This window comes from Streptomyces sp. NBC_01089 (assembly GCF_045162975.1).
Classification (GTDB): Bacteria; Actinomycetota; Actinomycetes; order Streptomycetales; family Streptomycetaceae; genus Streptomyces.
The window spans coordinates 7,326,798-7,346,774 of sequence record NZ_CP108660.1 but is presented as its reverse complement, the minus strand read 5'-3'; the positions used below and the strand labels follow the sequence as shown (position 1 = coordinate 7,346,774).

The 19,977-nt window shown below is 71.9% G+C and carries 11 protein-coding genes and 2 pseudogenes; 3 read left to right on the top strand and 10 right to left on the bottom strand.

The genetic code is table 11. From position 1 onward, the window contains the following. Positions 1-28: 28 nt before the first annotated feature. From OG510_RS33005 to nirB, 4 genes and pseudogenes are all read right to left on the bottom strand, one after another. Positions 29-658 (bottom strand): annotated as a pseudogene (locus tag OG510_RS33005) (sirohydrochlorin chelatase); the annotation flags it as partial. Positions 659-765: 107 nt separating this feature from the next. After that, positions 766-2,139 (bottom strand): nitrate/nitrite transporter, encoded by a 1,374-nt coding sequence (locus OG510_RS33000; protein ID WP_406141626.1) that lies wholly within the window; start codon positions 2,137-2,139, stop codon positions 766-768. Positions 2,140-2,245: 106 nt separating this feature from the next. Next, a complete protein-coding gene (gene nirD / locus OG510_RS32995; protein WP_406141624.1) occupies positions 2,246-2,689 on the bottom strand; it encodes a nitrite reductase small subunit NirD in 444 nt (147 codons plus the stop codon). After that, positions 2,686-5,235, bottom strand: a complete 2,550-nt coding sequence (nirB, locus tag OG510_RS32990) for a nitrite reductase large subunit NirB (protein ID WP_406142679.1) — start codon at positions 5,233-5,235, stop codon at positions 2,686-2,688. The genes nirD and nirB overlap by 4 nt, the downstream gene beginning before the upstream one ends. Positions 5,236-5,546: 311 nt before the next feature. Between nirB and OG510_RS32985 the strand changes: the two genes are divergently transcribed. Both OG510_RS32985 and OG510_RS32980 read left to right on the top strand, forming a co-directional pair. Then, on the top strand, positions 5,547-6,740 hold the full coding sequence (locus tag OG510_RS32985; protein WP_406141623.1) for a uroporphyrinogen-III synthase: 1,194 nt from the start codon (positions 5,547-5,549) through the stop codon (positions 6,738-6,740). 166 nt (positions 6,741-6,906) lie between these two features. Next, positions 6,907-11,238, top strand: a complete 4,332-nt coding sequence (locus tag OG510_RS32980) for a molybdopterin-dependent oxidoreductase (protein ID WP_406141621.1) — start codon at positions 6,907-6,909, stop codon at positions 11,236-11,238. A 146-nt stretch (positions 11,239-11,384) separates the two neighbouring features. Here OG510_RS32980 and OG510_RS32975 read toward each other — a convergent pair. The 6 genes and pseudogenes from OG510_RS32975 to OG510_RS32950 form a co-directional block, all read right to left on the bottom strand. Next, a pseudogene (locus tag OG510_RS32975) lies at positions 11,385-11,897 on the bottom strand (hypothetical protein). 115 nt (positions 11,898-12,012) lie between these two features. Next, positions 12,013-12,480: a CAP domain-containing protein gene (locus OG510_RS32970; protein WP_406141619.1), complete on the bottom strand. Its 468-nt coding sequence runs from the start codon at positions 12,478-12,480 to the stop codon at positions 12,013-12,015. 101 nt (positions 12,481-12,581) lie between these two features. After that, positions 12,582-13,592: a protein kinase family protein gene (locus OG510_RS32965; RefSeq protein WP_406142678.1), complete on the bottom strand. Its 1,011-nt coding sequence runs from the start codon at positions 13,590-13,592 to the stop codon at positions 12,582-12,584. A 193-nt stretch (positions 13,593-13,785) separates the two neighbouring features. Continuing rightward, positions 13,786-15,063, bottom strand: coding sequence for an ATP-grasp domain-containing protein (locus tag OG510_RS32960; RefSeq protein WP_406141618.1), 1,278 nt, complete (start codon positions 15,061-15,063; stop codon positions 13,786-13,788). 44 nt (positions 15,064-15,107) lie between these two features. Next, the gene (locus tag OG510_RS32955) at positions 15,108-16,346 is read right to left on the bottom strand and encodes an MDR family MFS transporter (protein ID WP_406141617.1); all 1,239 of its coding nucleotides are present in this window, start codon (positions 16,344-16,346) and stop codon (positions 15,108-15,110) included. A gap of 9 nt (positions 16,347-16,355) precedes the next feature. Further along, positions 16,356-18,044, bottom strand: coding sequence for an AMP-binding protein (locus OG510_RS32950; protein ID WP_406141615.1), 1,689 nt, complete (start codon positions 18,042-18,044; stop codon positions 16,356-16,358). Between the two features lie 599 nt (positions 18,045-18,643). Here OG510_RS32950 and OG510_RS32945 point away from each other — a divergent pair. Then, positions 18,644-19,903 (top strand): condensation domain-containing protein, encoded by a 1,260-nt coding sequence (locus OG510_RS32945; protein WP_406141614.1) that lies wholly within the window; start codon positions 18,644-18,646, stop codon positions 19,901-19,903. The last annotated feature ends 74 nt before the right edge of the window (positions 19,904-19,977 follow it).

Below are 19,977 nucleotides of genomic sequence, written 5' to 3'. Positions count from 1 at the left end.
CGGGTGGGCTCCCAGCGGGCGGGCGGGCGGCCGCGTCCGCGCCGCAGTCCTGGATGCGGTCGGCGAACAGGCCGGGGGCCAGCAGCCAGGTGGCGACCGATACGCGCCCGGCACCCCGCTTTCGCAGGTCCGCGACCGCCTCGGCGACGGTGGGCCGTGCGGACGCCGCCCAGCCGACGGTCACTTCGGCCTGCACGCTCCGGCCCAGGTTCCGGCCCAGGTTCCGACCCAAGGACCGGGCCAAGAGCCGGGCCAGGGCCGCGGTCTCCGCCCTGGCGGCCGGGTCGCGTGATCCGGCGGCGCCCAGCACCACCGCGTCACCGGGCCGCGCGCCCGCCTCGGCCAGCCGGGCCGCCAGCGCGGTGATCAGGGCGGGGTCGGGTCCCACCGGCGGAGTCACCGTCGTGTCCATACGGCCCGACAGCAGGACCTGGGCGGGGATATCGGTACGGACATGGTGACCCGTGGACAGGAAGGCCGGTACGAGGACCGGGGTGCGGCCGGGCGGTGTACGCATGAGCACCTCCGCGACGGTGGGGCCGTGAACGTCCGCGTAGGCGGGGCGTACCGGCAGGCGGAGCCGGGCCGCGAGAGCCGTTGCCAGGTCCTGAGCCATCGCGGTCCCGGCGGGATCGCGGGTGCCGTGGACGGCGAGCACCACAGCCGCCGCCCGGCCGCCCCGGCCCGCCCGGCCGGTCCGACCGGCCCCTTCACCATCCCCGCCCCACCCGTCGCGCTCGGTCCGCGCGCGGAGCGGCGCCCGGTTCACTTCCGCGCCGCCGCTCCGCGGCCGCGCAGGTAGACGGCCCAGGTCAGGACCAGGCACAGGATGTAGGAGGCGAGGAAGGCCAGATAGGCGGCGTTGCCGTTGTGGGCGCTGAGGAAGGACTGGCGGATGGCGAGGTTGACCAGGACTCCGCCGAAGGCGCCGACCGCGCCCGCCACTCCGATGAGGGCGGTGGCCCGGCGCTGCGAGGTGCGCTCGGCCTCGGCCGGATCGGCGCCCGCGAGGACGGCTGCGCGCGCCCTGGCACCGAAGATCGCCGGGATCATCTTGTAGGTGGAGCCGTTGCCGATCCCGCTGAACACGAAGAGCGCGATGAACCCCGTGAGGAACAACGGCAGCGAGTGCCGCTGTGAAGCGACGAGAACGGTCCCGGCGCCCACCGCCATCGCGGCGAAGTTCCAGCAGGTCACCACAGCTCCGCCCCAGCGGTCCGCCATCCTGCCGCCGACGGGACGCACCAGCGAGCCGAGCAGCGGGCCCAGGAAGGTCAGACAGGCGGCCTTGACGGGTGTGTCGAACTGCTGGCCGAACTGCACCTGCAGGACCTGCCCGAAGGCGAAGCCGAAGCCGATGAAGGAGCCGAAGGTGCCGACGTACAGCGCGGACATCACCCAGGTGTGCGGCTCCCGGCAGATGTCGCGCAGCGCGTGCCCGCGCTGGGGCGGTGTCTCGATGTTGTCCATGCGCAGGGCCGCGCCCAGCGCCGCCAGGACGATCAGCGGCAGGTACACCAGGGGCAGCAGCCGTGGGTGCGCGGCACCGGCGGTGGCCAGGATCAGCAGGCCGACCAGTTGGACGGCCGCGACGCCGAGATTGCCGCCGCCCGCGTTGACGCCCAGCGCCCAGCCCTTGAGCCGCTGCGGGTAGAAGGCGTTGATGTTGGCCATGGAGGAGGCGAAGTTGCCGCCGCCGACCCCGGCGACCGCCGCGAGCACCAGCAGTGTGCTGTACGGGACACCGGGCCTGAGCAGGATTCCGGCGAGCAGTGTCGGTACGAGCAGCAGCAGCGCGCTGAAGACCGTCCAGTTGCGGCCGCCGAAGCGTGCCACAGCGGTCGTGTAGGGAAGCCGCAGGACCGAACCGATCGCGGTGGGGACGGCGGTGAGCAGGAACTTGCCCGCGGGATCGATGTGGTACCGCGGCCCGAGGAAGAGGACCAGCACCGACCAGAGGCTCCACACCGAGAAGCCGATGTGCTCGGAGAGGACGGAGAAGACCAGGTTGCGCCGGGCCACCCGGGCCCCGGTCCGCTCCCAGAAGTCCGGGTCCTCGGGGTGCCACTCGCTGAGCGTGCGGGCCCGCGCGGGGGTCGCCGTGGCTGGGGTCGCAGGGTCGTGGACGGTTGCGCTCATGGTGGGCTGCCTCGGTCGCTGGGTGGGAAGCGGACGGGGGTGCGGGTGCGTGCTCGGTAGAAGAGCGGGAGGGGACGTACTGACTGCGGTGCGGGTCGGCGTGATGTTACGGGCGGACGCGGATCGGCCAGGTCCGCAGTGTGGTGCTGCCCCCGTCCTGGGCTGTGTCCTCGTCCAGGCAGACGCCGCTGCGGAGGTCGAAAGCCTGCTTGTACATGGGTGAGATGAGCACGGGTACTCCCCCGCGGCTGCCGAGCAGCCCCCGGGAGAGGACATGTGCGCCGCTGAACGGGTCCCGGTTGTCGAGCGCGTGCAGCCCGCCCGCCTGGTCGCGGAAGGCGGCGATCTGCCGGCCGTTCACGAGCAGGGCCACACCGCGGCCGGGCAGGAGCCAGTCCAGCGCGCAGACGCCGGTCCAGCGTTCGCCGTCATGGACCTCGACCACGGCGGAGGCCGCCGGGCCGGGCTCCCGGCCGGATGCCCGGCCGGCCGTCCCGTCGGCCGCCGGCCGCTCGTCGGCTGAGCGTCCGGACACGCTGGTGAGGCTCATCGGGTACGTACCTCCAGGGAAGGGCCGCCGATCAGCGGCCGCGGGGGCAGGGTCCGGCCGTCCTCGTCGGGGCGGGCCGGGCGGATCTGGTCGCGCTCCGGTACGAAGCGCACGGTCGGGTCGGGGGTGCCGGGGGCGTTCGCGAACGAGACGAAGCGGCGCAGCCGTTCCGGATCGGCGAGGGTGGCGGCCCATTCGTCCTGGTAGATCTCCACATGGCGTGCCATCAGTTCGTCCAGCTCGGCGCAGATGCCGAGCGAGTCGTCCAGCAGGACCGCGCGCAGGTGGCCGAGGCCGCCTTCGAACCGGGCCAGCCAGGGGGCTGTCCGCTCCAGCCGGTCGGCGGTGCGGATGTAGAACATGAGGAAACGGTCGATGGTGCGGATCAGCGTGGCGCGGTCGAGGCCCGCGGCCAGCAGGTCACCGTGACGGGGCGTCATACCCCCGTTGCCGCCCAGGTACAGGTTCCAGCCCTCCGATGTGGCGATGACACCGAAGTCCTTGCTCTGCGCCTCCGCGCACTCGCGGGCGCAGCCGGAGACCGCCGACTTGAGCTTGTGCGGGGCCCGCAGACCCCGGTAGCGCAGCTCCAGTTCGATGGCGAGCGCCACCGAGTCCTGTACGCCGTACCTGCACCAGGTCTGCCCGACGCAGGACTTGACCGTACGCAGTGCCTTTCCGTACGCGTGCCCTGACTCGAAGCCCGCGTCCACGAGTCGGGTCCAGATCAGCGGAAGCTGATCCACGCGTGCGCCGAGCAGGTCGATCCGCTGGCCGCCGGTGATCTTGGTGTAGAGGCCGAAGTCCCGGGCGATCTCACCGATGGTGATCAGCCCGTCCGGGGTGATCTCGCCGCCGGGGATGCGGGGCACCACCGAGTAGGAGCCGTTGCGCTGCAGGTTGGCGAGGTGGTGGTCGTTGGTGTCCTGGAGCGCGCCCTGCTCGCCGTCCAGGATGTGGCCCCGGTCCAGGCCGGCAAGGAGGGAGGCGACGACGGGCTTGCAGATCTCGCAGCCGTCGCCGCTGCCGTGCTCGGCCAGCAGCCGGGAGAAGGTGCTGATGCCCTTGACCCGGACGATCTCGAAGAGTTCGGCCCGGGTGTGGGTGAAGTGTTCGCACAGACCTCGGGCCACCTCGACCCCGGAGGCGGTGAGTTCGTCCCTGACGATGCTCTCCACCGCCTTCGCGCAGCTGCCGCAGCCGGTGCCGGCCCTGGTGGCCTTCTTGACCTGGGGTGCAGAGGTGCAGCCGCCGTCGCGGACGGCTCCGGCGATGACTGCCTTGGTGACGTTGTGGCAGGAGCAGACCACGGCGTCGTCCGGCAGCGCCGGCGGGCCGAGGGGTGCACCGAGCCCCGAGGGGAGTACCAGTTGTTCGGGGGTGCCCGGGAGGTCGGCCCCGGAGAGCGCCAGCGGGCGCAACACGTCGTACGAGCCGGTGTCGCCGACCAGTACGCCGCCGATGAGCCGTCCGTCGGGTCCGATCACCAACTTGCGGTAGACGGCGGCCCGTTGACTGGTGTAGACGACGTCCGTAGCACCCACGGTCACGCCGTGGGCGTCGCCGAAGCTGGCCACGTCCACGCCCAGCAGCTTGAGCTTGGTGGAGGTGTCGGCGCCGGTAAAGCTGCCGGGGCCGCCGCTGATGGCGCGTGCCGCCGTGTCCGCCATCGCGTAGCCGGGCGCGACCAGCCCGTACACCCGGCCGTCGGCTGCCGAAGCGCACTCGCCGATGGCCCAGACGCGCGGGTCGGCGGTGCGGCACCGTTCGTCCACGACGATGCCGCCGCGTTCGGCGGTCGGCAGGCCGCAGTCGCGGGCCAGTTGGTCGCGCGGGCGGATCCCGGCCGAGAAGACGACCAGGCCGACGTCCAGGACGGTCCCGTCGGACAGGGTCATGCTGCGCGCCGAGCCGTCCGTGCCGGTGTCGATCCGCTCGGTCCCGGCGCCGGTGTGCACCACGACGTCCAGTTCCTCGATCTTCCGGCGCAGGATGTCTCCGCCACCCTGGTCCACCTGAAGAGCCATCAAACGTGATGCGTACTCGACGACATGGGTCTCCAGGCCCAGTGCCCTGAGTGCTCCGGCCGCCTCCAGGCCGAGCAGACCGCCACCGACGACCGCACCGGCCCCGGCCTCTGCCGCCCGGTCGCGGATCGCCTCCAGGTCCTCGATGGTGCGGTAGACGTGGCAGCCCCGGGCGTCGTGTCCCGGAACCGGCGGTACGAACGGGTACGAGCCGGTGGCCAGCACCAGGGCGTCGTACCGCACGGTGCGGCCGGCCCTGGTGGTGACCGTACGGGCGGCGCGGTCGACGGCGGTGGCGGGGTCGCCCAGGCGGAGGTCGATGCGGTGCCCCGCGCCGCGCAGCCGGGCCGTGAACCCGGGCGGGAGCAAGGAGAGCTCATCGGCGCCGGTGCCGGTGAACCACGAGGTCAGGTGCACCCGGTCGTAGGCGGGCCGGGGCTCATCGGCCAGTACGGTGATCCGCCACGGCGTGGCCGACGAGTGCTCCGCGAGCGCCTCCAGGAAGCGCTGGCCGACCATGCCGTGGCCGACCAGGACGAGGTGCTGAGGTGTCACGGGCGGGCTCCTTGAGAGGTCGGAGGGGCGGGCGTCCGTACGACCCGCCGCCGGGTGGGGCCCGGGGCCGGCGTACGGGCCATGGCCCTGAGCATCCGCGCGGCCCGTTACCGGACCGGGTCGTCCGTGTTGCCGCGGCGGTACGGGTGACTCACACGGGCGCCCCTCCCCGGTGACCTGGCCGACATCTCCCGTACTCCCGCGGGCAGCTGCCCTAACGGCGGCGTCACCATCGCGCAACCTCGGTGAAACGCCGCTGCCGCAGCCTTCCCTGCATGGCAACTGGCCCCCTGTCCGACCCCGGTCCGGCTCCACACCACGACGTGACCGCGCCGGCCGCCGAGCCCGCGGCGGGTCCGCTGACGGGCTTCACGGTCGGGGTGACCGCCGCACGGCGCCGCGACGAACTCGCCGCGCTGCTCAGGCGCCGCGGTGCGAACGTCGTCTCCGCGCCGACGGTGCGGATCGTGCCCCTCGACGACGACAGCGCACTGAGACGGGCCACCGAACGCTGTCTGGCGGCCCCGCTGGACTACGTGGTGGCCACCACCGGGGTCGGCTGGCGCGGCTGGATGAGCGCCGCCGACGGCTGGGGCCTGGGCAGACGGCTGGCCGAAGTCTGCCGGGGCGCCGTCGTCGTCAGCCGGGGGCCCAAGGCAACCGGGGCGGTACGTGCGAGCGGCCTGAGCGAGGCGTTCTCACCACGGAGCGAGGCCAACGACGAACTGCTCACCTGGCTGCTGGCCCGCGACATCCGCGGCCGGCGGATCGCCGTCCAGGAGCACGGCGCGCCGCTGGACGGGTTCGTCGGCGCCCTGCGCGAACGCGGCGCGGACGTCATGGAGGTGCCCGTCTACCGCTGGGGCCCGCCCGACGACCCCGACGCCGTGCGGCGCCTGGTCGAACAGACCGCCCGCCGTGAGCTGCAGGCGATCGCCTTCACCAGTGCCCCGGCCATCACCGGCTTCCTCGACGCCGCCCACACCGCCGGTCTGCACACCGAGGTGACCGCGGCGCTGCGTGCCGACGCCCCGGGCGGTGGAGTGCTGCCCGTGTGTGTCGGCCCGGTCTGCGCCCGGCCGCTGGAGGAGCACGGCGTCCGTCCCGTCTGTCCCGACCGGGGCAGACTCGGCTCGCTGGTCCGCACCATCGTCGAAACCCTGCCCGCCGGGAACCGCGAACTGCGCCTCGGGGAGCACCGGCTGGTCCTCCAGGGCAATGTCCTGCTGACCCCGGGGGAACCCGTCCGGCTGTCGCCGGCCCAGACCGCGCTGCTGCGGGTCCTGTCCGACCGGCCCGGCCAGGTGCTCAGCCGGGCCGAACTCCTGCGACGTGTGTGGGTGGGCGGCGGCGCCGACGAACACGCCGTCGAGGCGGCGGTCGCCCGGCTGCGCACTGCGCTGGGCCCCTATTCCGGGCTGGTCCGTACCGTACTGAAACGCGGCTACCGGCTGGCACTCGCACCCTGACGAGGGCGGACGGTGGCGTTCGCCCGCCCACACGCAGGGACGCGGCGGACCTAACCGACTACGAACGGTCCGCTTGACCCAGACGCATCAGGCCCTTCCCATAGGGCGGTGCGACCGGGCCGGGTGAACCACCGGCCCACCCGACCCCGACCGGAAAGGGGCGCCCGTGACGGCGTCAGCTCCACAGCCCACCACCGCGGTGAAGACCGTCTGCTCGTACTGCGGGGTGGGGTGCGGCATGGTCCTCGACGTCCGTACCGACCCGTCCACCGGGCGGCGCACCGTGGCCAGGGCGTCGGGCGACAAGACGCATCCGGCGAATTTCGGACGGCTCTGCACCAAGGGATCGACCAGCGCCGACCTGCTCGCGGCCCCCGGCCGGGCGACCACGGCGCTGGTCAGGGCCGAGCGGGGCGCGGAGCCCGAGGCTACGAGCGTCGACGCGGCGATCACCGCGACGGCGCGCCGGCTGCGGGCCGTTCTCGACACCCATGGCCCCGACGCGCTGGCGTTCTACGTCTCGGGCCAGCTGACCCTTGAAGCACAGTATCTGGCGAACAAGCTGGCCAAGGGCTTCGTGGGCACCGACCAGATCGAGTCCAACTCCCGGCTCTGCATGGCCAGTGCGGGCAGCGGATACAAGCTGTCCCTGGGTGCGGACGGCCCACCGGGCTCCTACCAGGACTTCGAACACGCCGACGTCTTCTTCGTCATCGGCGCCAACATGGCCGACTGCCACCCGGTTCTCTTCCTGCGGATGATGGAGCGCGTCAAGGCGGGGGCCCGGCTGATCGTGGTCGATCCCCGGCACAACGCCACCGCCGCCAAGGCCGGTCTGTTCCTGCAGATCAGGCCGGGCACCGATCTCGCCCTGCTGAACGGGCTGCTGCATCTGCTGGTGCGGGACGGCCACACCGATGAGTCCTTCATCGCGGAGTTCACCGAGGGCTGGGAGGCGATGCCCGGGTTTCTGGAGGACTACCCGCCGGCGCGCGTCGCCGAGATCACCGGTCTCCCCGAAGCCGACATACGCCTCGCCGCGCGGTGGATCGGGGAGGCGGCCGAGTGGATGAGCTGCTGGACGATGGGCCTGAACCAGAGCACGCACGGCACCTGGAACACCAACGCGCTGTGCAATCTGCATCTGGCCACCGGTGCGATCTGCCGTCCCGGCAGCGGACCGTTCTCGCTGACCGGGCAGCCCAACGCCATGGGCGGACGCGAGATGGGCTACATGGGGCCCGGCCTCCCGGGGCAGCGCTCGGCGCTGGTCGCGGAGGACCGCGCGTTCACCGAGAAACTCTGGGGACTGCCGTCGGGCACCGTGCCCAGCGGCGCGGGCCGGGGGACGGTCGAGCTGTTCTCGCGGATGGCCGACGGCGACATCAAGGCGTGCTGGATCATCTGCACCAACCCGGTCGCATCGGTGGGCAACCGGAAGACCGTGATCGCCGGGCTCGAGGCCGCCGAGTTCGTCGTCACCCAGGACGTCTTCGCCCGGACCGAGACCAACGCGTACGCCGATGTGGTCCTGCCCGCCACGATGTGGGCGGAGGCCGAGGGCGTCATGGTCAACTCGGAGCGCAACCTCACCCTGCTCGGACAGGCGGTGGACCCACCGGGCCAGGCGCTGCCCGACTGGCAGCTGATCGCCCGCGTCGCCGGTGAGATGGGCTTCGCGGACGCGTTCGACTACAGCAGCGCCGAAGAGGTCTTCGAGGAACTCAAACGGGCGTGGAACCCGGTGACCGGCTACGACCTGCGCGGGGTGAGTTACGAGCGGCTGCGCAGGACCCCCGTGCAGTGGCCCAGCGCCACGGCCGACGGCAGCGACCGCAACCCGATCCGCTACGTCGACGCCAGTGACCGCGATCCGGCCCACTGCGTCGACGACAGCGCCCACCCCGCCCCGGGGGCGCCCGCCGACGGGCGGCGCCGGCCGGTGTTCCCCAGACCCGGCGGGCGCGCGGCCTTCTACCCGCGCCCGCATCTGCCCGCCACTGAACTCCCCGACGACACCTACCCGTTCGTACTGAACACCGGGCGGCTGCAGCACCAGTGGCACACCATGACCAAGACGGGGAAGGTGGCCCGGCTCAACAAACTGAGCCCTGGTCCCTTCGTGGAGATCCATCCTCACGACGCGCGGGCGCTGGGTGTGAGCGAGGGCGAACAGATCGAGGTGGCATCCCGGCGTGGCAGGGCCGTGCTGCCTGCCGTCGTCACGGACCGGGTGCTGCCGGGAAACTGCTTCGCGCCGTTCCACTGGAACGATCTGTTCGGCGAGTACCTCAGCCTGAACGCCGTCACCAACGACGCGGTGGACCCCATCTCGCTCCAGCCCGAACTCAAGTTCTGCGCGGTGGCGTTGACGAAGATCACCGCGCCGGTGGAGGCGCCGGTGCCGGCATCGGAGCGGGGGCCGGAACCGGCATCGGCATCGGCATCGGCATCGGCATCGGCATCGAGTGCGGATACCCGGCGGGGCGGCAGCGGCAGCCTGGTCACCGAGCTGGCCGGCATCCTCGGGGTGGACACGGCAGGGCCACCCGTTTTCTCGGCCGATGAGCGCCTCTATCTGTCGGGATTCCTCACCGGCATCGGCAGCGCCGAACGTTCCGGCCCCTCCGCGACCGCCACCGTGCCGGTGCTCCCGGCAGGGACACCCCTCGCACCGGAGCGCGCCCGATGGGTCAACGGGCTGCTGGCCGGTCTGTACTCCCGCACCGCGCCGCACCCCACCGACCCGGAACGGACACCGGCACCGGCACCGGCACCGGCACCGGCAGCGAACACCGCCCCGGCCGCCACGGAATCCGAGTCGGGCGAGGTCGTCGTCCTGTGGGCGTCACAGACCGGGAACGCCGAAGACGCCGCCGCATCCGGCGCCCGCCGCCTCGCCGAAGCGGGATGGCGCCCCCGCGTCCTCAGCATGGACGACTGCACCCCCGACACCCTGTCGCCCCGTACGGTCCTTCTCGTCGTCACCAGTACCTTCGGCGACGGCGAGGCCCCCGACAACGGAACAGCCTTCTGGCAGGCCCTGCACAGCCACCGTCACACCGGGATCAGCGGCCTGCGCTATTCCGTGCTCGCCCTGGGTGACTCCAGTTACGACGACTTCTGCGGCCACGGCCGCCGTATCGACCAGCGTCTCCTCGATCTGGGAGCCACCCGCCTGGTCCCGCGCACCGACTGCGAACCCGACTACCAGCAGGCCGCCGACCAGTGGCTGGAGCAGGTCATCGACACCCTGGCCGAGGCGAAGGCCACCGCACAGCCACCGGAGACGACGGACCCCGCGCCAGCTCCGCAAGCCGCACCCCGACTGCGACAGCGCAGAGAGACCTCAGCGAGGCGCGACCCCGCATACTCGAAGACCTCCCCCTTCGCCGCACTGCTGGTCGGCAACCGGCTCCTCAGCCGGCCCGGATCGGCCAAGGAGGTCCGTCAGTTCACCTTCGACACCCGCGGCGGCGACCGGGGCCGCCTCGCCTACCGAACCGGCGACGCCCTGGGCGTATGGCCGGCCAACTCCGCCCGGCTGGTGGCGCAATGGCTGGCCGCCACCGGGCTGGACGCCGCCGAACCCGTTCTCGTACCGGGAACGGGCGAGATACCCCTCGGTGAGGCCCTGCGCAACCACCTGGAGATCGCCCGCATCACCCCCGGTCTGCTCCGCTTCGTCGCCGACCGCACCGCGGACCGGGACCTCAAGCAGCTGCTGCGGTCGGACAACAAGGGCGAGCTGGCCAAATGGAGCTGGCGGCGCCAAGCCGTCGACGTCATGGCGGCCCATCCGTTCCACGCGACGGCCGGCGAATGGGCAGCCGTCCTGCGGCCGCTCCAGCCACGCCTCTACTCCATCTCCTCCAGCCCCCTGGCCACCGACCACCAGGTCCGCCTCACGGTCTCCGTCGTCCGCTACAACAACCACCAGGGTGTCCCGCGTACAGGGGTGTGCTCGGCCTACCTGGCCGATGACGCCGACGACGGCCCGGTCCCCCTCTTCGTCCGGAGTTCCCCGCACTTCCGGCCGCCCGCCGACCCCAGGACGCCCATCGTGATGATCGGCCCCGGCACCGGAATCGCCCCGTTCATCGGCTTCCTGGAGGAACGCCGGGCGGGCGGCGATTCCGGCCCCAACTGGCTGTTCTTCGGCGAGCAACGGCAGGAGACCGACTTCTACTACCGCGACGAACTCACCGCTTTCCACCGCTCGGGCCACCTCGACCGCCTCGACCTGGCCTTCTCACGCGACCAACGGGCCAAGATCTATGTGCAGGACCGCATGCGCGAACACGGCCACCGCCTGTGGGACTGGCTGAACAACGGCGCACACCTCTATGTCTGCGGCGACGCCACCCGGATGGCCAAGGACGTCGACCGCGCACTGCGCGACATCGCAGTCGCGCACGGCGGACTCGACGAGGAACAGGCCGGGGCGTACATCAGCCGTCTCATGACCGACCGCCGCTACGTCCGAGACGTCTACTGACCGGGGATCCCCGCCCCCTCACGGCTTGACACGACGCACGACCGCCTTGACGAACTCGGCCCTCGCGACCCGCAGCGCGAACCGCCCGCCTCTGTCGGGCGCGGGGTTGGCGCCGACGGCAGTCGCGAGCGGGCACAGGTCACTTATCACTCATCGGCCGCGAACCGGTCGAGTGCGTCGAGGACATGGCGGCGTGTCTCCGTGCTGCCCAGATGTCCCGCCTCGTCGACGACGATCAGTTCGGCGTCCGGCCAGGCGCGGGCGAGTTCCCAGGCCGTGTCGAGTGGCCCGGCCATGTCCAGACGGCCGTGGATCAGCACGCCCGGGATGCCGGCCAGGCGGTGGGCGTCGCGCAGGTCTTACTGCTCGGGGAAGAACCGGCCGGCGCCCCGGTAGAGCCAGTCGATCTCCGAGCGGCGGGTGGTGGTGACAGCGGAGATCCGGCCACAGCCGCGCTGGTCGAACAGGACGACGCGGTACCGGTCGGGATCGAAGAAGCGGCGCGCGCCGGGTACGCAGCCCGATCCCGGCCCCCCGTGAACGACCAGCGCCGGCTTGCCCTCCGGGTTGCCGCAGACCTCCCAGTGGACGAGGTTGCCGTCACCGACGTCGAGCATTCCCTGCTCGTACGGCTCGATCGGCGGATACAGCTCGCCCATGGCCCGCTCTCCTCCTCTGTCACCGGCAGGTACGGCGTGCGCGGTCACCTTACGCGGCCGCGTGTCAAGGATGCTCCGCAGACGCACAGTTCACGTCGCCACGTCCGACAGCGGGTCAGTGCGCCGCGAAGTCCTGGACCCACATGCGGTGCGAAGCCGGTCCTCGTACCGCGATGCCGGTGTGGTGGTACGCGCAGTTGAGGATGTTGGCCCGGTGTTCCGGGCTGCGCAGCCAGCCCTGGACGGCTTGACGGGCGTCACGGGGGCCGAGGAAGACGTTCTCGCCTGCCAGGTGCCAGCGGTAACCGGCCCGGCTGATGCGGCCGCCCGGGGTGGAGCCGTCGCTGCCGGTGTGGGAGTAGCGGCCGGACCGGATCAGGTCTCCGGCGTGGTGGCGGGCCGCGCGGCTGATCTGCCGGCTGATCCACAGGGGCCTGCACCCGGCCTCAGCACGGGCGGCATTGACCAGGCGCAGAACGCGCTGCTCGGCCCCGCCGTCGGCTCTCGTCCGTGCCACGACCGGGCTCGCCGCGGCAAGAACCGATGCCAGGACCAGTACGAGAACGGTGATCCTTCTCCTCACGGCGCACACGCCCCTCCCTGGCCCGCGACACCCACCGGGCCCTTCTCCATTCAGGGACAGCGCGGGCGGTTTGTGCAAGGGGCGTGATCCGCCGGATCGTTTCAGTTCGGTGAGGAGCAGCCTTCCTCCCGGAAGAGCCGTTGGACCGCCTCTCGCGGGTACGGAGTCTCCCTGCTCTCGTGCTGCAGCTTTCCGTAGAAGTCCGTCACGACCGCCGCAAGCGGCGCATGGCGTGTGAGGGCCGACATGACCTCCGGCGGTCCGGGCGGGGGCCGTTCCCCTTCTGCGCACGCGCGGATCAGTGCCTCCCGCTCGGCGCGCCCGTACCCGTACAGGTGAGTGATCAGCCAGTTCACCAGGTAACTGAGCGCGTAGGCACGGTCGTACGTGCGGTGCTCGTCGAAGAAGTCGGCCTCGCGGGGCGACAGGGCGAACCGGGACGAGAGGGCCAGACCGTAATCGGTGAAGTAGAGGTGACGGCCGTCCGTGAGGATGTTCTGGAAGTGGGCGTCGAAGTGCAGCAGTCCGCGGTCGTTCATGAAAGCGGTGCCGGACACGAGTTCCCTCTCCACCAGGGAGCAGGCGCGGTCCGCCGTCTCGTCCCCGGCGCGCATCTGCTCGGCCAGCCATGTGTGGAGCGTCCGCGGGATGTACTCCAGAAACAGCACCAGGCTCGCCGGTGACTGCTCAACGGCCTCGATCCGGCGGCGCACCTCGGGCCCGCCTCCCCAGAAGGAGACGGCCCGCTCCACGTCGGCCAGCTCCTCCGGCAGAGCCGGTGCCGTGTCCGGCACCACGCGCCAGTGGTACATCAGCGGGAATCCCTGATGCTGCCCGGCGAGCACCCAGTTCGTGGTCATGACATGAGCGGCGAGTTCCCGCCACACCCCGAAACCCGGGCCGCCGATTCCGTACTGACAGAAGACGGGCAGCCCGAACACGTTGGCCGTGGAGCGGAGGTGCTCGGGCCGGAGTTCCCACTCGGTCACGGGCACCCGCTTCACGAAGACGGGCGTCCCCGCGACCTCCAGCAGCGCCGAGCGCCCGCCGATGCCGGAGCCGAGTGGTGTGGCGGTCTCCACCAGTTCGCGCAGTTCCCCGTCGCCGAGCAGGGCGAGGGACGTGGAAACCGTGCTGTACGCGGCCGGCCGCGGGCCCGGTGGTCCGGCAGGGCCCCCGGCCGCCGAAGCTGCCGATGCCGATGCCGACGACGCCGCCGCCGATGCCGACGCCGACGCCGACGCTATCGAATCCTTCGGAGCCTTCGAGCCCTTCGGATGCCTCCGGATGTGGACCTCCCGCGTCTCACCACTGCGTCGCCATCTCCACCGTAATCGAGTCCATGGCCTCCGCCGCCACCTTGTTGACCTCCGCCGCGGTGGCTCCGCGGAGCATGATCTGGCCGATCCGGCCCATGTTGTCGTACGGCCCGCCCACTTCGTCCCCCGGCATCCTGGACATGGCGGTCGCGACCACGTGGTCCCCGGAGGGGAGCGCGCTGGTCCACCGGAGAACTCCGGCCTCCGGTGCGGTGATGAACCGGATGGCCGCCGCCGTGGCGCGCCTCGGTGCCACGTCGGGCCGCAGGCCGAGCACCGTCTGCAGGTAGGCGCGTGCCTCGTCGATGCCGAGTGCTTCCTTCACCAGCCGCATGATGTGGTCGCCCGGCGGACGCGCGCCCACTTCGATGACCTTGGGGGCGCCCCCGGTGCTGACCTTCACCTCCGTGTGCGCGACACCGTTCCGCAGCCCCAGTGCCCTGATCGCGGCGGTGGCCGCCGCGTACAGCGCCGTGCCGACGGCGGGTGTGGTGTCGGCGGGCACGGTGTGGCCCAGTTCGGCGCGGCTCGTTCCCCCGGTGGTGAACTTCTCGGTGACCGTCAGATGGTGGATCTCGCCGTCGCAGATGACGGACTCGACGCTGTACTCCTCGCCGTCCACGTGCTCCTGGGCCAGCAGGGTGGTGTCGAGGGCCAGACCGTGCGAGGTCTTGTGGGTCTGCGACTGTGCCAGCAGGGCGGCTCGGGGAAGCTCCGCGGCCGAGCGTACGACCGAGACGCCGATGGACGCCGCGTTCTCCGCCGGTTTGACGACGAGGGGGAAGCCCAGGCCGCTCTCCGCCACCCGCCGGGCCAGTTCCCCTGGGTCCCCGGCCACCACGGTGCGCGGAGCGGGGACCCCGAATGCCGTGAACGCCTCGGCCATGAGCCGCTTGTTGCGGCAGGCGTCGGCGAGTTCCGGCCGGTGGCCGGGCAGCCCCAGCCGGTCGGCGAGCCGGGTGGCCAGCGGCGAGAGGAACTCCCAGCAGGCCACGACCCCGTCGATGCCCGTCTCCCGGCAGAAGCGGACCAGGTCGTCGAGTGCCGTCTCCGGATCGGCGAAATCGGTGAAGACGGTGCCGGTGATCCTCTCCTTCAACTCCGGCCGATAGGAACGGAATACGTCCTCGTGGGTGGCGACATGGGCCTCGACGCCGATCTCTGCCGCCGCGGTGAGCAGGTCCTCACCCGCGGACACGTCGGCCTCTATCAGCAGCACCTTCGGCACCTTCGGCAGCTTCTGCGCCTTCTGCACCTTCTGCACAGTGGGGGTTCCTCTCAGTGAGGTGGGCGAGGGGTCGCGGGCGCTCACTGCGCCGTTCTGCGGCGCAGGACCGGCGCCAGGGTGAGCTGGCCGGCTGCCGCGACGAGGCACAGACACGCGGCCGTCAGCCAGAGCGTCGTGGGGCCGACGAGCAGCAGGCGGGTGCCGACGACCGGCGCCAGCAGGAAGCCCGTGCCCCAGGCCATCCCGATCAAGCCGTTGTAGCGGCCCCGGAGATGGGCCGGCGCCAGGTCGGCGACGACGCTCGATGTCATCGCGAAGACCAGGATCTCCCCCAGCGTCCACACGGCGATGGCGAGCCCGTACACGAGGGCCGTGGAGGCGAACGCCGTCACCGTCGTGCCGACGGCGGCCACACCGAAGCCCGTGGCCAGCACCCGGCTCTTGTCGAAGGCGCCGAGCCGGTGGCCGATCAGCGGCTGAGCGGCGATGACCACCACACCGTTGACGGCCATGACCGTGCCGTACGCCGTGCTGGACAGACCGTCGCCCCGCATCGCCAGGGGCAGGGTGGCGAACGCCTGCTGGAAGACGGTCGCGTAGACCACGATGATGCCCGCGAAGGCCAGCATCGCCCGGTCGCGCACCGGGGTGAGGAAGCCGCCGCCCGTGCTGTGCTCCCCGGCCGCCGGCTGGGTCTCGGGGACGGCGAGCCACACCAGCGCCGCGAAGGCCGTGCAGGCCCCGGCGTCCAGCCAGAAGATCAGCTGGTATCCGTGCGACGCGAGGTACCCGCCCAACACCATCGCCATGGAGAACCCGAGGTTGACCGACCACAGCAGCAGGCCGAAGGCGCGGGTGCGGTCGGCGGTGGGCACGGTGTCCGCGACGAGGGCCTGGGCCGCGGGCCGGAAGAAGTCGATGGTGATACCGAGGACGAAGCAGGCCGGGACGAGTACGCCGAGGCCGTGCGCGTGTCCGAGTGTCAGCAGTGTCGCACCGTTCGCGAGCATGCCGCCGCTCAGCGCCACCCGGCGGCCGAAGCGGTCGGCGATGAACCCGCCGAGCGGCTGGGAGATGACCGATCCGACGCCGACGGTAGCGAGGATGAGTCCGGCGGTACTGATCGGGACTCCCCGTATCCCGGTCAGATAGAGGCTCAGGAACGGATTGACCATGGAGCCGATCCGGTTGACCAGCGTCCCGCCCCACAGCACCCAGAAGGCCCCGGGCAGCCCGCCCGCGCGGATGCGTACGAAGGTCCGCAGCCGTCCTTCCGCGTGCTCGGCCGGGTGCGGGGCGGGCGTATCGGTTCTGCTCACAGCTGTCTCCTACGGGGCGGTTGCGTGGCCGGGTCCGGCATCCCGTACGGATTCGGCGGCGGCCGCCAGCGCCGTACGGTCGACCTTGCCGTTCGCCGTCGTGGGCAGCGTGTCCACCAGCTGGATCTCCTGCGGGACCATGTACGGGGGCAGGGTCCGCGCGCAGAAGTCCCGCAGGACGCCCGCGTCCGCCCCGCCCGTCGCGTCCTGGGACGCCTCGGCGGCGGCCCCGTGCGCTGCGGCCCGGTGCTCGGTCGCCCGGCGGTCGGCATCCGCGGCCAGTACGGCGAACGCCGTCAGCCGCTGTCCGCCGTCCGGCCCCCGTACCGCCAGCGCGGCGGCGGCCGTGACGCCCGGGTACGCCTGCAACTGCTCTTCCACCTCACCCAGTTCGACCCGGTTGCCGTTGATCTGCACCTGCGAGTCGGTCCGGCCGCTGAAGTAGAACTCGCCGTCCTTGCCCCGTACGCCCAGATCACCGGTACGCAGGACCAGCTGCCCCGACTCCGGCGCCAGCGGATCGGGCACCAGCGCCGCCCGGGTGGCCGCAGGGTCGTCCCAGTACCCCGTGAACAGCGCGGGGCTGCGCAGATGGAGTTCGCCGGGCACACCGGCCTCCTCCACGATGCCGCCCGCGTCGTCGACGAGGAACAGCTCGGCGCCGGGATGGGCGATACCGATGGAGAGCCGCTCCGCCGTCTCGGGCAGCGGGCGGGGCACGGGCTCGAAGGAGCAGGCCATCGACTCGGTGCTGCCGTAGCAGTTGGTCAACTCCGCCTGCGGCAGGAGCTCCTGAAGGCGGCGCAGCTCGGCGGGCGGGAACACCTCGCCGCAGAAGAGGACGCGGCGCAGCCCCCGCAGCGCGGCCAGCCGCTCGGACTCGTACCGCAGGGCCTGGCGCCAGATCGACGGGACGCCGTTGACCTGGGTGGCGCCGCTCTCGCGGAGCACCCGCAGGAAGTGCCTCGGCCAGCGCACCAGTCGTGGCGGTACGGGGACGACGGCTGCGCCGGTGCCCAGCGCCAGGCCGATGTTGAGCAGCGAGAAGTCGAACTGGAGGGGGGAAGTGCTGGCGATCCGGTCGTCAGGGGTGGCGAGGCGGTGAGCCAGCATGCCCCGGTAGAAGGCGACGACGGCACGGTGACTCATCACGACACCCTTGGGCCGCCCCGTGGTGCCTGACGTGAAGATGATGTAGGCGGGGTCGGTGACACAGGGGGTGTGGCGCCGTGGGGTACGCCAGTCCGGTGTCCGCTTCACGGCCAGCCCGCCCGGACCGAATCTGGCGGTGCCGACCTCCTGGGGGATGTCGGTCCGTGCGCCGTCCGCCGTCTGGAGATGGAGGGCGGGCCGGGCGGCCCCGATGATCGCAAGCAGCCGCGCGCCCGGCATTTCGGGGCTCACCGGGATGAAGGTGAGCCCGGCCCGCGAGCAGGCGAGGAACATCGCGATGGACAGCGCGGTCGTCTCGGCCTCCAGGATCACCCGGGCGCCGGTCTCGATGCCGAGCTGCTCCAGCGCACCGGTGTAGGTGTTGACCAGGGAGCCGAGTTCGGCGTAGGTGGTCACGGTGGTCTGCCCGGCCTGGGCCGACTCGACCACGGCCGGGCGGTCCGGGGTCAGCGCCACCGCCCCGAGCAGGAAGTCGTGCAGAAAATCCCCGGCGGAAGCGGCCTGGGGGTACGGCTGTTGCGTCACGTTGATGAGACCCCTCGTCGGGTGCGGGAAGGATGATCCGGGGCGGGCCGGCGGCCCGTCGGCCCGTTGCGCCCGGGTTCTCCGGCAGACGCCGGGGCGCCGGAGCCGTGCCGCGCGGGACCCGGCCGACGGTCGCGTCGCGCTCTTCTCGTGTCTGACCACTGCCCTGACCACCGCACATTTCGCACAGCGGAAAGCAACTTCCGAAGTGAGGCCAGGCTCTCATGCGGACGCCGGGGTCGGCATGTGATCTGGATCACTTACCGACCGGACCCGACTAGGGCCTGTCGTCAAAGTGCCGTCGTTGCCCGGAGGGCGGCCGCGCGGCGTCTGGTGCGTGCGATCGCAAGGCGCCGGAATGTTCTCGTAGCGGAGCTACTAGGGCATTTCGGCAACGCCGCGATCGTGCGTGCCAGGCGTCGCGCGGCAGGCGGCACTTTGACGACAGGCCCTGAAGGGGCAACCAGGGGAAGTTCGACCTGGACAGGCTTCAACAGTGTGTGGCAGCGTCAGCGATGCATGGAATAGCGATTCCGCCATGCGAAAACCTGCTGAGCCTATGCCGATGTCCTGTGTCGATGGAGAGGGGGTGCACGCCGGTGGCAGGACCGCTTTCACTGGGGCAGCTCTCGGTCTGGCACGACATCCGGGATCTGCCGAGCACCCGGTGGCACGAGGCGAACAACGCGGCGCTCTGGGAACTCCCCCGCGCGGCCGGACCCGCGGAGGTACGCACCGCCTTACACGCCGTCGTCGCCCGCCACCCCTCGCTGAGAACGCGGTACGACCTCCAGGACGCGGACGCCCCACGCCAGTTGACGCCCGACGCCGACTTCTCCGACGCGCTGCCGGTCGTCGAGACCGATGGCCTCCCGCTCGACGACTTCGTCGCGGGACCTGCGACCGAGCCCTTCCGCCTCGGCCGTGAACACGGCTGGCGGGCCACCCTGTTGACCCGCGCGGGCACCGCGTCCCATCTGCTGTTCGTCAAACACCACATCGCCGCCGACGCCTGGGCCCAGGAGGTGCTGCGCCAGGAGTTCACCGCGGCGCTCGCCGACCCGGCCGGAGCCGGACCCGCCTCCGTGCACAGCCCCCTGCCCGGCCCCGCCGAGCTGGCCGCCGACCAGTTCACCCCCGCCGGTCTGCGCCGGCAGGCCGCCGCGCTCGGCCACTGGGACCGCGTCATCGACCGAGCGCCGCAGGTCGCCCTGCCCGCCGCGGACGGCTCCGGTACGGGCGTGGTCCAGGCCACCCTGCGCTCCGGGCCTGCCCGCGCCGCCGCCCGTACGGTCGCCGCGGCGGCCGGGGTGTCGGTCGCCGGCGTCGTCCTCGCGGCCTACGCCCGCAGTGTGGCCAGGATCTGCGGCACCGATGCCCTGCTGGTGCAGCTGATGAGCGCCAACCGCTTCTCCGCCCGCTGGAAGAACACGGTCACCTCGATGAACCAGTGGGTGCCCGCCCTGATCGAGGGCGCCCGCGACAACGACCTGCGCACCCTGGCGTCGGCCGTGCACTGGAGCAGCCTCGGCGCCTTCCGGCACGGCGCGCATGACGTCACCGCCGTCGCCGAACTGCTCGCCCGCAGACCCGACGCGCCCGAACCCGTCTGTGCCTTCAACTATGTGGCCCTGCCGGAGCAGCCGCCCGACTCCGCGGATCCGGTGCCCGTCATCGAGCCCGTCATCACCTGGGAGGAGCCCTTCACCACGATCGGCCCGCGCTGTTACGCCCGCGCTCTGGAGGGCGCGTCCGACCTGTCGGTGCGGCTCACCGCCAAGGACATCGGCCGCGAGCAGTGCGCCGAACTGCTGTGGGACATGCACCACGCGCTCGTCACCACCGCCGGAGACTGCTGACCGGCCCGACGATCCCCCCTCAAGTCACCGACCGGACAAAGGCGTTGCGGTCGGCCGGGGACGTACCCCCGCAG